This is a genomic window from Simiaoa sunii, from assembly GCF_014337175.1.
GTDB classification, from domain to species: Bacteria; Bacillota; Clostridia; order Lachnospirales; family Lachnospiraceae; genus Acetatifactor; species Acetatifactor intestinalis.
This window is the reverse complement of sequence record NZ_CP060633.1, coordinates 2,334,697-2,350,405: the sequence shown is the minus strand read 5'-3', so window position 1 is coordinate 2,350,405 and position 15,709 is coordinate 2,334,697. Positions and strand designations below refer to the sequence as shown.

The 15,709-nt window shown below is 48.9% G+C and carries 13 protein-coding genes; 12 read left to right on the top strand and 1 reads right to left on the bottom strand.

Annotation, left to right across the window (positions count from 1 at the left end; genetic code table 11):
* Positions 1-54 precede the first annotated feature (54 nt).
* Positions 55-1,830, top strand: coding sequence for a methyl-accepting chemotaxis protein (locus H9Q77_RS10760; RefSeq protein ID WP_249325514.1), 1,776 nt, complete (start codon positions 55-57; stop codon positions 1,828-1,830).
* An 88-nt stretch (positions 1,831-1,918) separates the two neighbouring features.
* Here the strand turns inward: H9Q77_RS10760 and H9Q77_RS10755 are convergent, their stop codons facing one another.
* Positions 1,919-2,428 carry a CYTH domain-containing protein gene (locus tag H9Q77_RS10755; RefSeq protein WP_249325513.1) on the bottom strand — a complete coding sequence of 170 codons (510 nt, stop codon included), beginning with the start codon at positions 2,426-2,428 and terminating at the stop codon, positions 1,919-1,921.
* A gap of 210 nt (positions 2,429-2,638) precedes the next feature.
* Between H9Q77_RS10755 and H9Q77_RS10750 the strand changes: the two genes are divergently transcribed.
* The 11 genes from H9Q77_RS10750 to H9Q77_RS10700 all read left to right on the top strand — a co-directional run bounded on the left by H9Q77_RS10750 (position 2,639) and on the right by H9Q77_RS10700 (position 15,706).
* The gene (locus H9Q77_RS10750) at positions 2,639-3,190 is read left to right on the top strand and encodes a DJ-1 family glyoxalase III (protein WP_118550431.1); all 552 of its coding nucleotides are present in this window, start codon (positions 2,639-2,641) and stop codon (positions 3,188-3,190) included.
* 28 nt (positions 3,191-3,218) lie between these two features.
* A complete protein-coding gene (gmd, locus tag H9Q77_RS10745) occupies positions 3,219-4,274 on the top strand; it encodes a GDP-mannose 4,6-dehydratase (RefSeq protein ID WP_118550432.1) in 1,056 nt (351 codons plus the stop codon).
* Between the two features lie 33 nt (positions 4,275-4,307).
* Complete coding sequence (locus H9Q77_RS10740; RefSeq protein ID WP_118550433.1) at positions 4,308-5,249, top strand: GDP-L-fucose synthase family protein; 942 nt, start codon at positions 4,308-4,310, stop codon at positions 5,247-5,249.
* Between the two features lie 48 nt (positions 5,250-5,297).
* Positions 5,298-6,623, top strand: coding sequence for a M18 family aminopeptidase (locus H9Q77_RS10735; RefSeq protein ID WP_249325511.1), 1,326 nt, complete (start codon positions 5,298-5,300; stop codon positions 6,621-6,623).
* A gap of 151 nt (positions 6,624-6,774) precedes the next feature.
* Positions 6,775-7,185: a bacteriohemerythrin gene (locus H9Q77_RS10730; protein ID WP_118550435.1), complete on the top strand. Its 411-nt coding sequence runs from the start codon at positions 6,775-6,777 to the stop codon at positions 7,183-7,185.
* 90 nt (positions 7,186-7,275) lie between these two features.
* Complete coding sequence (locus H9Q77_RS10725; RefSeq protein ID WP_249325510.1) at positions 7,276-9,111, top strand: S8 family peptidase; 1,836 nt, start codon at positions 7,276-7,278, stop codon at positions 9,109-9,111.
* Positions 9,112-9,355: 244 nt separating this feature from the next.
* A complete protein-coding gene (locus H9Q77_RS10720; RefSeq protein WP_147365425.1) occupies positions 9,356-10,372 on the top strand; it encodes a LacI family DNA-binding transcriptional regulator in 1,017 nt (338 codons plus the stop codon).
* A gap of 275 nt (positions 10,373-10,647) precedes the next feature.
* A complete protein-coding gene (locus tag H9Q77_RS10715) occupies positions 10,648-11,811 on the top strand; it encodes an extracellular solute-binding protein (protein WP_249325508.1) in 1,164 nt (387 codons plus the stop codon).
* A gap of 432 nt (positions 11,812-12,243) precedes the next feature.
* Positions 12,244-13,668: a carbohydrate ABC transporter permease gene (locus tag H9Q77_RS10710; RefSeq protein ID WP_118547137.1), complete on the top strand. Its 1,425-nt coding sequence runs from the start codon at positions 12,244-12,246 to the stop codon at positions 13,666-13,668.
* Entirely contained in the window at positions 13,668-14,510 is an 843-nt protein-coding gene (locus H9Q77_RS10705; RefSeq protein WP_022153793.1) for a sugar ABC transporter permease, read from the top strand. The genes H9Q77_RS10710 and H9Q77_RS10705 overlap by 1 nt, the downstream gene beginning before the upstream one ends.
* 86 nt (positions 14,511-14,596) lie before the next feature.
* Positions 14,597-15,706, top strand: a complete 1,110-nt coding sequence (locus tag H9Q77_RS10700; protein ID WP_249325507.1) for a glycoside hydrolase family 53 protein — start codon at positions 14,597-14,599, stop codon at positions 15,704-15,706.
* Positions 15,707-15,709: the final 3 nt, after the last annotated feature.

Genomic DNA, 15,709 nt, shown 5'->3' with positions numbered 1-15,709 from the left:
TTTGTGCCGTAGGCCCTTTTGATGGTATTTATTCGTTGCGTACAGGAGAAGGGTATGGATAAGGGAAAAAGACAACGGAAAAAAGATAATACAGGAAAGCGAAAAAGAGGAGTCGGCATCGGCATTAAGATCATGGTGCTGTTGCTGCTTCTGGCAATTACGGCGATCAGCTGTGTCGGAGTGCTGGTATGGACGCTGCAGAGTGTGATCGGGATGAGTGATCAGATCGTATCCGAACAGGTTGCAGAGCAGGAAAAGATAAGCGGACTTTCCAGACAGTTCACTTATATCAACAGTCAGGTGCTCACCCATGTCATGACTACCAACAGTGTGACCATGGATACTCTGTCTGAGAAAATTTTGCAGGATATTGCAGATATGGAACAGCAGATAGAGGAATTCGGCGCCCTGCTTTCCGAGGGAGATGAGCGTAAAGAAGCCCTGGACAGTGCTTCTGCAGAACTGGTAAAATACAGAAAGACGGTGGAGAGTCTGCTGGTCACCAGTGCCGAGAACAAAACCCAGGCATATGTATCTGCCACATCCAACCTTCCGATGTTTAATGAACATATCGAGAATTACATGAACCGGATGCTGGAGATCACAGCGCAGGAAATGGAACAGGCCCAGGGACAAATGGAGCAGAGTGCTGCCAGAGTGCCGGGGATCATCTCCGTGGCAAGTATTGCATTACTTGTGGTAGTGATCGTGATCATGCTGGGACTGCGGCTGTGGGTCATCGGCCCGGTGAAAAAGGCAACGAAACAGGTAGATGAACTGGTAGAAGGGATTCGTTGCAACAAAGGAGATATTACCAAAAGAATTCATGTGGGATCGAGAGATGAAGTGGGAAGACTGGCCATTGCCATCAATGATCTGGTAGCCCAGATGCAGATCATCATCAGAGCCATCACCGAGGGCTGTGGACAGATGGAAGAAAAGCAGGCTGACATTATCTCCAATGTGGAAAAAGTAAATGCCACTGCGGATCATACCATGCAGAATCTGGGCATAATGTCCGAGGGAATGCAGCTGGTGACAGGGGCAATTGACGGAGTACAGCAGGATACCGGTGTATTGGATCACACGGTGGAAAATATGCTGGAAGTAGCCCAAAACGGAAGAAACTACGCAGCGGATATCAAGGAAAAAGCCGGTAAAATGAAAGTGACAGCGGTGGAGAGCAAGCAGGAGGCAACCCTTGTCATGAAGGAGATTGATACGGCTATGACAGAATCCATAGCTAACAGCAGGCAGATCCACAAGATCACAGAACTGACGGAAGAGATTCTGGGAATTGCCGGAACCACAAATCTGTTGGCACTGAATGCGTCCATTGAGGCAGCAAGGGCAGGAGAAGCTGGCCGTGGATTTGCTGTCGTGGCAGAGGAAATCCGCAAACTGGCCGACAGCTCCAGAGAATCTGCCAACAATATCCAGGAAATCAGCAATCGTGTAGTGGAGAGCGTGGAGGAACTATCCGAGAACGCCACCAGACTGCTGGAATTTATGAATACCAGAGTCATGAAAGATTATGATGCACTGGAGGATACCGGCAGCAACTATCATGAAGCGGCAGATCATGTGGATGAAATGATGAACGAATTCGGACAGAAGATCGACGAACTGCTGTCGGTACTGCAGAATGTCAATACTGCCAATACACAGATGGAAGCAACTGTGGGAGACAGTACGGAAAAGCTGTCAGTGGTAGAGAAAAACAACCAGGGACTGCAGCAGGAGATGAAAGATATCTCTTATGCAGTGGAGGAACTGGCAGCCTCGGCAGGGCAGTTAAAGGAAAGCATTCGTTGTTTTACGGTGGTATAGACAGAAAAATAAAATGCACGGGATTCCCAATGGGAATTATCGTGCATTTTAACGTGCGCTTTGTGGCACAAGTCGTTATATTTACATTTCAGGAATTTTCCGGTGCGTGATGCAGCTCCAGCGCCAGATAGGAATTGTGGTATTCCTTACAGTAAGTCACATCTTTGTCAAACCATGCGGGAGGGACAAATGCCTCTGCTGCTTCTTTACTTCCGAACTCTACTTCTGCCATGATCAGAGGGGCGAAGGGGGCGTCAAAAACATCCAGCTCGATGGTCAGGGAATAATCTGCGGGAGGAGTGGGAAAGCCTTCTTTGAATCCGGGATGCTGCAGAGGAATCAGATAGCGTCTCTTGGAGATCACGCTGCCGTCAGCTTTTTCCCGTAAATGATAATAAGATACTTCGTTCAGCGGAAGATTGCTCTCGTCTCTGGCCATCATGCCGCTGCCTTTGTAGGTAAGATAATACTCATCATCCTGTTTTCTGGCTCTGATCACAGGATTATAATTCAGATATACCTGCTCGATATGATGAGAAGGATAGCTTTCCAGATTATCAGGTAAGGATTTCAGGGTAAACTTTCGCTCGATTTCCATAGTATTAATGCCTCGCTTCTGTAATTAAGACTTAAAAACACTTCTTTAGTATAACATGATTTCCCTTGAAAATACAGTGAAATCTACAAATATCTGCCCATGGGAATTGAATTACGCCTCCAAATTGTGTATACTAATCATAACTGTGCAAAGTCAGAGTGTATGACTTACAGATGAGACAGGAAACAAAACGGAAAGCGAGGGAAAACCATGAGTAAGATAGCAATTTTTCTGGCAAATGGGTTTGAAGAAATAGAAGGTCTGACGGTAGTGGATATTTGCCGCAGATGCGGTCTGACCATCGATATGGTGTCCATTACAGAGGACAGACAGGTGATGGGATCACATAAGATCCCGGTGACTGCGGATATGACGTTGTCTCAGGTTGATTTTACACAATATGATTGTCTGGTACTGCCCGGCGGCGGACTGGGCACGAAGAATCTGGAGGCCTGTGAGCCCCTGATGCAGCAGGTCGATGCTTTTTACGCAGCAGGAAAATACATCGCGGCAATCTGTGCGGCACCGAGCATATTCGGGCACAGAGGCATCTTACAGGGAAAAAGAGCCTGCTCCTATCCCTGCTTTGAAGACCATCTGGAAGGCGCGGCAGTGACTGCGGGACCGGTAGAGATTGACGGGAATGTGATCACTTCCAGAGGTATGGGAACCTCCATTCCTTTCGGACTGGCAATCGCAGGCGTGTTCTGCGGACAGAATAAGGCAGATGCCTGCGCACACAGCATTGTATTTCAGCCGTAAGCAGGCGTGAGAAAGACGAGGACAGAGAATGAAAAAAGCGTTAATTACAGGAATTACCGGACAGGATGGATCCTATCTGGCAGAGTTCCTTTTGGAAAAAGGCTATGAGGTGCACGGACTGATCCGCAGATCCTCCATCAGCAACACAGGACGTATCGATCATCTGATCCGGGAGAATAAAATTGTTCTTCACGGAGGGGATCTGTCGGATTCCTCCAGCCTGGTGCGGATCATCGGAGAAGTGCGTCCGGATGAGATCTATAATCTGGGAGCACAGAGCCATGTGCAGGTGAGCTTCGAAGCACCGGAATATGCGGGTGATGTGGATGCGCTGGGCGTGCTGCGTATCTTAGAGGCGGTACGTATCGTAGGACTGACCGAGACCTGCCGCATCTATCAGGCATCTACTTCCGAACTGTACGGAAGAGTGGAAGAAGTGCCGCAGAACGAGAATACACCGTTCCATCCCTACAGCCCCTATGCGGTGGCAAAACAGTACGGCTTCTGGATCGTGAAGGAATACCGGGATGCATACAATATGTTTGCAGTGAATGGTATCCTGTTTAACCATGAATCTGAGCGCCGCGGAGAGAACTTTGTGACCCGTAAGATCACACTGGCAGCCGGAAGGATCGCCTGTGGTATTCAGGACAAGCTTTACCTGGGTAATCTGGATTCCAAGAGGGACTGGGGCTATGCGAAGGATTATGTGGAGTGCATGTGGCTGATGCTACAGCATGAGAAGCCGGAGGATTTTGTCATTGCCACCGGGGTACAGCATACCGTGAGGGAATTTACCACGCTGGCATTCCATTATGCCGGGATTGAACTGGAATGGCAGGGAAGCGGCATTCATGAAAAAGGGATCAACAAAGCCAATGGCAAGGTGGTCGTGGAGGTCAGTGAAGCCTTTTACCGTCCTACCGATGTGGTAGATCTGTGGGGAGATCCGCAGAAGGCACGTACGGTGCTGGGATGGAATCCCCAGAAGACAAGCTATGAGGAACTGTGCCGTCTGATGGCAGAACACGATCTGAAGCTGGCTAAGGCGGAAGCGATCATGCTACAGGAGACTGAGAAATAATAGGATAGATCAGAGAGGAAGCAGAGCAACATCATGGAAAAAGACGCAAAAATATACGTAGCAGGACACAGAGGAATGGTGGGAAGTGCCATCTGCAGAGCACTGGAGAGAAACGGATATACGAACATCATCACCCGCACCCATAAGGAGCTGGATCTGTGCAGACAGGATGCGGTAGAGGAATTTTTCGCAAAGGAAAAGCCGGATTATGTATTCCTGGCAGCAGCGAAGGTAGGCGGCATCATGGCGAACAGCGAAGCACTGGCGGATTTCATGTATGAAAACATGATCCTGGAGATGAATGTGATCCATGCCGCATGGCAGAGCAGCTGCAAGAAGCTGATGTTTCTGGGCAGCAGCTGCATCTATCCCCGTATGGCACCGCAGCCCATGAAGGAGAGCTGCCTGCTGACTTCTGAACTGGAGAAGACCAACGAGGCTTATGCACTGGCGAAGATATCCGGTCTGAAGTACTGTGAGTTTCTGAACAGACAGTACGGAACCGACTATATCAGTGTTATGCCGACGAACCTGTACGGACCCAACGACAACTATCATCCGACTCACAGCCATGTGCTCCCGGCATTGATCCGCCGTTTCCATGAGGCGAAGGTGTCCGGCGCGAAGGAAGTGGTCTGCTGGGGTACCGGAACTCCCCTGCGTGAGTTCCTCTATGTGGATGATCTGGCGGATGCCTGCGTTTATCTGATGAATACTTACAGCGGCAATGAGACCGTGAATCTGGGAACTGGCAAGGAACTGACCATCCGGGAGCTGACAGAGCTGGTGGCAAAGGTCGTAGGCTATACCGGAGAGATCAAATGGGATCCCAGCAAGCCGGACGGAACCCCCAGAAAACTTTTAGATGTCAGCAAGCTGGAGAGTCTCGGCTATCATTACACGACGGAGCTGGAAGACGGTATCCGCCTGACTTATGAGGATTTCCTCAATAATCCCATGCGCGCGGAACGTTAGGGAAAGGTGTCTGCCGGTAGTGGGCAGCGGAAGGACTGGACGATTAACATGAATGATTTTCAGAAGACAACGAAAGAAATGCTGGATTTTATAGAGAAAAGCCCCACCTGTTTTCATGCGGTTGCGAATATCGGAGCAATGCTGGAAGAGGCAGGATATGTCAGACTGCGGGAAAACGAGGAATGGAAGCTTGTGAAGGGTGGAAAATATTACACGGAGCGCAATGATTCTTCCGTGATCGCTTTTGCTATTCCTACGGAAACTGTGAAAGGGTTCCATATGGCAGCAGCACATAGCGATTCCCCATGCTTTAAGGTGAAGGAAAAACCGGAACTTACAGTAGAAGATCACTATATGCGCCTGAATACCGAGAAATACGGCGGCATGATCCTTTCCACCTGGATGGACAGACCGCTCTCCGTAGCAGGCAGACTGGCGGTGCGCGGAACGGATGGCATCCAGAGCAGACTGGTCAATATTGACCGGGATCTCTGCGTGATCCCAAATGTGGCGATCCATATGAACCGGGAGATGAACAAAGGTGTGGAGTACAATCCACAGGTAGATATGCTCCCACTGTTTGCGGATGTAGCATTTGATACCGATGCCGCAGGGGCATCTGCGACCGCAGACGGATCACTGGAGAAGCCTGCGCTGCTTGGACTGGCAGCAGAGGCCGCAGGCGTGGATGCGGAAGCGATTTTCGGGGAAGACCTGTTCCTGTATACCAGACAGGAAGGAAGATTCTTAGGGACAAAGGGTGAATTTGTCCTGGCTCCGAGACTGGATGATCTGCAGAGCGCCTTTGCGCTGACCAAAGCTTTTACGGAGAGTACACCTACGGAATATATCAATATCTGCGCGGTATTTGATAATGAAGAGGTGGGAAGTGGCACCAGACAGGGTGCAGATTCCACGTTCCTTGCGGATGTGTTAGACAGAATTACGGAGGGACTTTTGGCAGATCATAGCACGTATCTGCGCTGGATCGCGGATAGCTTCCTGATCTCTGCGGACAATGCCCATGCGGTACATCCCAACCATCCGGAGAAGGCGGATCCTACGAACAGACCTTACTTAAACGGTGGAATCGTCATCAAATTCCACGGAAGCCAGAAATATACTACAGATGGTATCTCAGCTGCAAAAATGAAGGATTACTGTGAACGGGCAAAGGTGCCTTACCAGACCTATGCCAACCGTTCGGATATCGCAGGAGGATCCACCCTCGGTAATATTTCCACGGCTCATGTATCGGTGTCCAGTGTGGACATCGGACTGCCCCAGCTGGCCATGCATTCCGCGGTGGAGACTGCGGGTATGATGGATACGGAATATGCGGTGCGGGCGCTGAAGGAATTTTGGGGCGAATGATGAATTATCCCGGAAAATCATTAAAAAAGTATAAAAGGCATTGAAAACTTTGCCCGAAAAGTGCATAGTTAGAATGCAGAAAAGATTCAGAGAAAGAATCAAGAAATGATCCGAAAAGGATCCGAAAAAGATACGAAAGAAGGTTGAAGTTATGTTTGAAATGAAACCGGAATACTATATTGGAATTGATATGATCGATCAGGAGCATAAGCAGCTGTTTGACTATGCCAATGAGGCTTACGAGCTGCTGCAGGAGGAGTTTACACCGGATAAGTATGACAAGATCGATGCAATTCTGGAAAAACTGCGTGATTATACCGTAAAACATTTTACAGATGAAGAAGCGTATATGGAATCCATTCAGTACAAAAAGATTTTTACCCAGAAGATCCAGCATCAGGAATTTATCAAGAAACTGGATGAGTTTATAGATCAGCATGAGAAGGATGAAGGAGATCAGGCCCAACAGGATGAACAGATCATGGATATTCTGAATTACCTGACGGACTGGCTGATCAAACATATCCTGCATGTGGACGGACAGATCCCGAAGGAATCGTAGAAGAGTGGAAGATTACTCCGGACTTTCGTGAATAGTTTTGTATCGCCTGCATACGATGTAGGAAATACAGGACCAAGGACGGAAATTCTGATGGACCAGAAGCTGGAAAACATCCTGAACCTTGCTTTAGAGACCCCGGAGGAAGAACGAGAACAGACAGAGAGTCTGAATGTCGGTTACAGCGCGGAGATCCGCAGCTGGGAGCTGATCGTAAAATATCACGGCAGTCTGGACAGACTGCGGGAACAGAATATTGTGGTGGAGGAACTGATCGCCGGATATGCGATCCTTACGGTGCCGGAGGCACTGGTGGATACGGTATCGGATACCCCGGAGATCGAGTATGTGGAAAAACCCAAGCGGTTTTATTATGGACAGACGTTTCCTGCGGGGACATCCTGTTTTCCACCGGTCACTATGAGAACGCCTTTTCTGAATGGAAGGGGCGTTCTTTTGGCTGTACTGGATTCCGGGATCATCTGGGATCAGGAGGTGTTCCGGAAGGCAGATGGCAGTACGAGGATACGGTATCTATGGGACCAGACAGTCCTCAGGGATCGGACGCTGCCACAGGATCGGACAGTGCCGGAGAAAACAGGTAATGTGGGATATGGAAAAATGCCGGATGGATTTGCCTTTGGGACGGAATATACCGCGGAGGAAATAAATGCGGCATTACAGATGCCTGCATTGGATCGTTACCGCCGGATTCCCAGCAGAGACCTGTCCGGACATGGAACCGCGGTGGCAGGGATCGCCGCCGGGAAAAGTGCAGGTGGTCTCTATACCGGGGCGGCCCCCGAGGCGGAACTGATCGTGGTGAAGCTGGGATTGCCGGGAAATAGCGGGGGCGCAGAAGAAGGATTCCCCCGTACAACCGAAATCCTGCGTGGAGTGACCTATGCACTGCGGAAAGCCGGACAGTTGAATATGCCACTTGTCATCAATCTAAGCTTTGGTAACAGCTATGGTTCCCATGACGGAAGCTCTCTGCTGGAGCGTTTTCTGGACAATGCTTCCGAGATCGGCAAAACCGTGATCTGTGTGGGCAGTGGTAATGAGGGTGCGGCAAGAGGGCATTTCGCCGGGAATATAACGAGAGACAGCCGCGTGGAACTGGCTGTTGGAAATTATGAAAAAAGCCTGAATATCCAGCTGTGGAAAAATTACAGCGATGTGTTTCAGATAAGGCTGCAATCTCCGGGAGGTGAGGAGGCAGAGCTAACCACGAATATTCAGGGCGGGAAATATACGCTTAGGTTGGAGCAGACAAGGATTCTGGTCTATCTGGGAGAACCCCTGCCCTATGCGGTGGCGCAGGAGATCTATCTGGAGATGATCCCGGTGACAGGCGGTTATATCGACGCAGGGATATGGACGATCCGGCTGGAGCCGGTAATGACCGTAACGGGACAATATTATCTGTATCTTCCGGCGGGGAACGGCAGGGGAGACAGCACTGGCTTTTACCGTTCCACTCCGCAGATGACACTGACGGTTCCCTCCACGGCAGCGAAGGTGATCACAGTGGGGGCTTACGATCCGGTCTATGATACCTATGCGGATTTCTCCGGCAGGGGTTATGCCGACAGCACCCGTACCATCGGTGTGACGGCAGCAGGACTGACCAAGCCGGATCTTGTGGCTCCCGGTGTAAATATCCAGGCTCCGGATGTTTATGGCGGTTTTCTCCCTGTTACGGGAACTTCTTTCGCCACACCGATTGTCAGCGGTGCCGCGGCGCTTCTGATGGAATGGGGGATCGTGCAGGGAAATGACCCCTTCCTCTACGGCGAAAAAATCAAGGCATATCTCAGAAAAGGTGCCAGACCCTTAAGGGGAGAGAGGGAATATCCCAACGACCGGGTGGGGTATGGCAGGCTGTGTGTGGCAGACAGCCTGCCGCAGACAGGAACAACAGAATGAACGGTATTGGTTGCGCATTGGAAACAGTTCCGGAACCGGAAGGAAGGAAAACAGATGAAATAACATCAAGAATCCCCCTGTTTTGTTACTATTGTATAGAAATGGATGGCCAATTTGTGTAAAAAGGCGCATTGAAAGCATAGTAGTAAAATGCTACTATGATTATGAACAATCGTTTGCGCATGAAAAACAGACTCTGGAAGACATAAAACAGACGGATTGCGCAGAGAATGGGGTGAATGAGATGAACAACAATTCCGGCAACGACAAGACTATGACGATCCATGATGTGGCAAGAGAACTGGGGGTGTCTGCCAGCACCGTATCCAGGGCGATTTCAGGGAAAGGGCGCATCGGCGCGGCTACGAGGGACCGGATCCTTGCTTATATCGAAGAACACGGCTTTTATCCAAATGCGGCGGCACAGAGCCTGGCACAGTCCCGGACCAATAATATCGCGATCATCCTTCCGGAAGTGAATACTCTGGTGGATATGCCTTTCTTCCACACTTGTATGTATGGAGTGGAAGAGGTGGCACAGGCTAATGATTATGACATTATTGTGGTAACCACGAACGGAAACGATACCAAACCACTGGAGAGATTGATCAAAAACCGTAAAGTGGACGGAATGATCCTTACCAGGACTTATGAGAACGACAAATATGTGAAATTTCTGAAACAAAAGCAGATTCCCTTCGTGGCAGTTGGAAAATTCCCGGATGATGATGTGGTACAGGTAGACCATGATAATGTGGGAGCCTGTAAGGAAATGGTGACGGTTCTGTTTGCTAAGGGGATCCAGAACATTGCCTATCTGGGAAGCAATATGGACCAGATGGTAAACCGCTGCAGGTATCAGGGATATGAGGAAGCCTACCGCAAGGGAAAACGGAAGCTGAACCAGGACCTGGTCTACACGGATCTAAGCAGCAGGGCTATGGTGGAAAAAGCGGTGGAAGAGCTGAAAAAAAGCGGTGTGGAGTGCATTCTGTGCCAGGATGACTACATCTGTGATGAAGTGGTCAGAAAGCTTGCCCGCATGGGCGTGAGAATCCCGGATCAGATGAAGGTGGCATCCTGTCATTACAGCCGCATTCTGGAAAATTATCCTGTTACGATCACATCTTTGAAATTCAATATCACAGAGCTGGGCAGAAGATCCTGCCAGGTGCTGTTGGATATGATCCATGGCAAAACAGTACCGGACAAAACACTTTTGGACTATGAGATCATCCTGAAGGAGTCTACAAAAGGGTGAGTTGGAGTGTGAAAATCATAATTTGGAAAAACGTTTTCCTATATTTTACTCAAAAAAATCATAAAAAAAGCATTTTTTTCAAAAAATAGGATGTGCTAAAAACCCAGTAAAATCAAGGGTTTCAAAAGATGATTGTGCAAAATGCACAATTTTGAGCTGCAATATCAGTCATTATTATAAATTGACAACATAAGGAAATGTTGCTAAACTATTATCGTAGACAAGCGGTTGCGCAATACGCACAAACTTGCAAAACAAAACAGGAGGATAACAAAATGAAAAAGTTAGTCGCTTTAGCAATGTCACTGACTATGGCATTCTCTCTGGTAGCTTGTGGAAACTCTGATGCTTCCAATACCAGCACTGATGCCGCTGCTACCACCGCAGCTTCTACCGAGGCTGCACAGACCGCTCCCGCTGAGAAGCAGGACGTTTCCCTGAGAATCTGGGGTGCTGAGGAAGATCAGACCATGTTACAGGGCATGATCGATTCCTTCAAGGAGCATTATGCAGATGCTGCAAACTTCGATATCCAGCTTGGAACCGAATCCGAGTCCACAGCTAAGGATACTGTTTTAGCCGATATTGAAGCTGCTGCTGATGTGTATGCTTTCGCATCTGATCAGCTGATCGACCTGGTAAATGCAGGTGCCCTGCAGTCCATCGATGAAATGGATGCAGCTCTGGAATCTTACGCAGGCAAGAGCGTAGCTGATGTTAAGAGCGCAAATGCTTCCGGTTCTGTAGAAGCAGCAACCAAGGACGGCACACTGTATGCATTCCCTATGAGTGCTGATAACGGTTACTTCTTATATTACAATTCCGCTTTAGTAACTCCCGAAGATGCACAGACCTGGGATACCTTACTTGCAGCAGCTGAGAAGGCTGGCAAGAAGGTTGGTATGACTCTTGCTTCCGGTTGGTATAACGCTTCCTTCTTCTATGGTGCAGGCTTCACTACCGCACTGAATGATGACGGCAGCACTGCTATGGACTGGAACGGCACCAGCGCTGACGGCGTTACCGGTGTACAGGTAGTACAGTCTATGCTGGGTATTGCCGGCAACAGCGCATTCCTTCCGATCGCTGATGGTGATATTTCCAACCAGATCGCTTCCGGCGACCTGTGTGCAGTAATTTCCGGTACCTGGGATGCAGCCGCAGCTCAGACCGCTTTCGGTGATGGTTACGCAGCTACCAAGCTTCCTACCTACACCTGTGGTGACAAGCAGATCCAGCAGGGTTCCGTAGCAGGCTTCAAGTTGGTAGGCGTTAACAAGTATTCTGCAAATGCAGGCTGGGCAACTCTGCTGGCTGACTGGATCACCAACGAAGACAACCAGGCAGTACGTTTCGCAGAGAGAGATCGGACCTTCCAATATCAACGTAGCTGGTTCCGAGGAGGTTTCTTCCAATACCGCTATTGCAGCTCTGTCTGAGCAGTCCGCTTATGGTGTAGTTCAGATCGTTGGCGGCAAGTACTGGGATCCTTCCAAGACTTTTGGTGAGAAGGTAGCTCAGGGTCAGCTGAAGGCTGATGATGAAGCTGGTATCCAGGCAGCACTGGATGAACTGGTAGAAGGTGTTTCCGTACCCGCTGAATAAGTTTGGGAAGATGATCTGTTCCGGTTCTGCTATAAATGAATGATGAAAGCGTTCTGGTGCAGAACGAATACAGAGAATAGAAAGGCGTCCTGAAGCTATGAACAACAATACGTAGTGGATGGATGCCTTTTTTACAGGAAACGTTTCCGGTAAGCGGGTTCGACTCCTGCCTGCCGGATTATGTAACTGGTCAGATGAACGCGGGAAGATGTTCGGAACAGTTACTAAAATTTTTATATTAATATGAAGAAAGGAGAGGGCAGAGAATGAAGAAGAAAAAGAGCGGAATCGGCGGATTCTTCAAGGAGTTCGGTGAAGCAGTCGTAAAAGGAGATCTGTTCGTAAAATTATCCCTGGTCTGGATGGGAGCAGGATATATCCGCAGAAAACAAATTATCAAAGGTATTTTAATGACTCTGCTCGAAGTGGCAGTCATTGTATTCACCTTTGGCTTTGCCACAGAGTATGTACGTGATTTTGGAACTTTGGGAACGGTTCAGCAGGAGACGGTTTTCAATATCGCAACGATGCAGAATGAGTTCAACGATTATGACAACTCGTTTATGATCCTGTTGTTCTCCGTAGTCTCATTTGTCATCTGGTTCACGTTCCTGGTGATCTGGCTTAAGAATGAAGTGACTGTTTACCGGCTTCAGAAAAAAGCACAGGCAGGAGAACATATCAATACGTTTGTAGAGGATCTGCAGCAGTTCAAGAATGACAAATTCTATATCACACTGCTGACACTTCCCGTCATGGGAGTCGTTATTTTTACGATCATTCCTCTGTTGATCCTGATCGCTGTCGCATTTACGAACTATGATCAGGGACATATGCCTCCTTCCGCATTGTTTACCTGGGTGGGATTTACCAACTTCAAGAATCTGTTCTCTAACGGTGGAATGACCATTACCTTCGGTTATGCCTTCCGTAAGATTTTGATCTGGACACTGGTATGGGCACTGTTCGCAACCTTTACCACTTACCTGGGCGGTATCCTGTTGTCCTTGCTGATCAATAATAAGAGAACGAAGCTGCCGAAGCTGTGGAGAACTCTGTTCATTGTAACGATCGCAGTTCCCCAGTTTGTTTCCCTTCTTCTGGTACGTAACTTTTTCGCGAACAACGGCATCATGAACACAATCTGTGCCAATGCGGGAATTACTCAGTGGCTGAGAGATATCGGCGCGATCAGTACCAGTTATATTCCGTTCCTGTCCGCTCCCGGATGGGCACACGTCATGATCATCCTGATCAATATCTGGATCGGTGTTCCTTATCAGATGCTGATCGCCACCGGCGTGCTGATGAATATTCCTTCTGATCAGCTGGAGAGTGCGAAGATTGACGGCGCTACTCCGATGCAGAGCTTTATTCATATCACCATGCCGTATATGCTGTTCGTCACCGGCCCTTCTCTGGTAACGGATTTTGTCAAGAATATTAATAACTTCAACGTAATCTATCTGTTGACCCAGGGGGTATATACCACCACCAATCAGGCTATGGCGAACTCCCAGGCGAAGGAAGTGGATCTGCTGATCACCTGGCTGTTCAATCTGACACAGGGCTATTACAACTACAAGATGGCATCCACCATCGGTATTATTGTGTTTATCCTATGTGCGGTATTTACCCTCATTGCCTTCAGCAGATTCCTGAAGGGTGACAGAGAGGAGGCGTTCCGTTAATGAAGAGATTTGTTAAAACATTATTGCATAACCTGTTACTGGCGTTTTTGGCATTTGTCTGGCTGGTGCCTATCGTATGGCTGGTGGTCACTTCCTTCAGCGCATATACCGGCATGAATACCAGCACCTTTTTCCCGAAGGAATGGAGTCTGGCGCAGTATAAGAATCTGCTTTTTTCAGCAGACAGTGTGGCACAGTTCCCGAACTGGTTCAAGAACACCTTCATCATTGCATGTGCGGTATGCGTGGTCTCCACCGCTTTTGTACTGATGGTGGCCTATGCGACCTCCTGCATGCGTTTCCCGGCACGTAAGCCGCTGATGAACGCAGCAGTTATTGTGAATCTGTTCCCCGGTGTATTGTCCATGATCGCAGTATATTTCATTCTGAAGACTCTGAACCTGACCAATACGCACCTCGGACTGATCCTGGTATATTCTGCCGGTTCCGGTCTGGGTTACCTGATTGCAAAGGGCTTCTTCGATACGATCCCGAATTCCCTGCGCGAGGCCGCTTATCTGGATGGAGCCAGTGAGGCTACGATCTTCTGGAGGGTTGTTATCCCCATGAGCCGTCCTATCATTGTATATACCGTTATCAGCTCCTTCCTGTCCCCCTGGATGGATTTCGTATATGCAAAGCTGATGTTAAATGCCGGCATATCTTCCCAGTGGACTGTTGCTATTGGTCTGTACAATATGCTGGATAAGAGCCTGATCAATACTTACTTTGGTCAGTTCTGCGCAGGTGGTGTACTGGTGTCCATTCCCATCTCTGTATTGTTTGTCATCATGCAGAAGTTCTATGTGGAAGGTATTACCGGTGGTGCGGTAAAAGGTTAAATGCAAGAGCATTTAACCTGAAAGCATCCACGTAGTGGATGCTTTCGCAACGATGTTATGTAAACTATGGAGTAAACAACTGAATTATGGAAGAATTTATCAAAGGTATGGATGTATCTACTTTGCCGGAAGAGGTGGCTCTCGGTGCAAGGTTTTATGATGAAGGCAAAGAGGGCGATGCACTGGAGATCCTGAAAAAATACGGTGCCAACTCTCTGCGCATCCGTCTCTGGAACGATCCTTACAGCGAAGACGGAAAGCCTTACGGTGCCGGTACCAGTGATTTCACCAAGCTGGTGGCACTGGCTTCGGCCGGCAAAAAGCTGGGTTACAGCTATCTGCTGGATCTGCATTACAGTGATTTCTGGGCAGATCCCGGCAAACAGTTCCCTCCCAAGGAGTGGGCGTATGCCGACGCGGATGCACTGGAGAAGCATGTGTATGACTACACAAAGGATGTGCTTTTGAAATTAAAGCGTCTCAATCTGCTTCCGGAGATGGTGCAGGTGGGAAATGAGATCACCAATGGTCTGATGTGGCCCCACGGAAAATGGGACAATGTTGACAATATTGCAAGATTCATCAGCGCGGGCATCCGTGCAGTGAGAGAAGTATCCCCGGACAGCAGGGTGATGCTTCATCTGGACTGTGGCGGCAACAATGCCCGTTGCAGAGAATGGTTTGATGCCTATGTACAGAGAGGAGAGGACTTCGATGTCATCGGATTGTCCTATTATCCCTTCTGGCACGGAACCATTGATGACCTGACCAATAATATGAATGATCTCTCACAGAGATATCAGAAGGATGTCATCGTAGCAGAGGTTTCCATGGGATTTACTATGGAAGACTATGCGGACAGAGAAAAGCTCGCACCGAAAGAGCGCAAGGGCATGGCGACCAAGCCTCACCTTGCGGAGGCAGTAGAGTATCCTATGACACCGGAAGGACAGGCTGCATTCATGCAGAAGGTCATGGAACGCATTGCGCAGGTTCCGGATGGCAGAGGAAAAGGCTTCTATTACTGGGAGCCGGCATGGATCCCGGTGCCCGGCTGTGGCTGGGCCAACGAGGAGTCCCTGAAGTATATTCAGGATCCCGGTCCCGGGGGAAACGAATGGGCCAATCAGGCACTGTTCGATTATGATGGAAATGCACTACCCGCATTGAAAGTGATCAGAGACTTTCAAAAGTAATAT

Excerpts from the sequence above, each read along its gene's own strand:
- H9Q77_RS10760 (WP_249325514.1), top strand. The coding sequence starts at position 55 with ATGGATAAGGGAAAAAGACAACGGAAAAAAGATAATACAGGAAAGCGA.
- H9Q77_RS10755 (WP_249325513.1), bottom strand. The coding sequence starts at position 2,428 with ATGGAAATCGAGCGAAAGTTTACCCTGAAATCCTTACCTGATAATCTG.
- H9Q77_RS10750 (WP_118550431.1), top strand. The coding sequence starts at position 2,639 with ATGAGTAAGATAGCAATTTTTCTGGCAAATGGGTTTGAAGAAATAGAA.
- gmd (WP_118550432.1), top strand. The coding sequence starts at position 3,219 with ATGAAAAAAGCGTTAATTACAGGAATTACCGGACAGGATGGATCCTAT.
- H9Q77_RS10740 (WP_118550433.1), top strand. The coding sequence starts at position 4,308 with ATGGAAAAAGACGCAAAAATATACGTAGCAGGACACAGAGGAATGGTG.
- H9Q77_RS10735 (WP_249325511.1), top strand. The coding sequence starts at position 5,298 with ATGAATGATTTTCAGAAGACAACGAAAGAAATGCTGGATTTTATAGAG.
- H9Q77_RS10730 (WP_118550435.1), top strand. The coding sequence starts at position 6,775 with ATGTTTGAAATGAAACCGGAATACTATATTGGAATTGATATGATCGAT.
- H9Q77_RS10725 (WP_249325510.1), top strand. The coding sequence starts at position 7,276 with ATGGACCAGAAGCTGGAAAACATCCTGAACCTTGCTTTAGAGACCCCG.
- H9Q77_RS10720 (WP_147365425.1), top strand. The coding sequence starts at position 9,356 with ATGAACAACAATTCCGGCAACGACAAGACTATGACGATCCATGATGTG.
- H9Q77_RS10715 (WP_249325508.1), top strand. The coding sequence starts at position 10,648 with ATGAAAAAGTTAGTCGCTTTAGCAATGTCACTGACTATGGCATTCTCT.
- H9Q77_RS10710 (WP_118547137.1), top strand. The coding sequence starts at position 12,244 with ATGAAGAAGAAAAAGAGCGGAATCGGCGGATTCTTCAAGGAGTTCGGT.
- H9Q77_RS10705 (WP_022153793.1), top strand. The coding sequence starts at position 13,668 with ATGAAGAGATTTGTTAAAACATTATTGCATAACCTGTTACTGGCGTTT.
- H9Q77_RS10700 (WP_249325507.1), top strand. The coding sequence starts at position 14,597 with ATGGAAGAATTTATCAAAGGTATGGATGTATCTACTTTGCCGGAAGAG.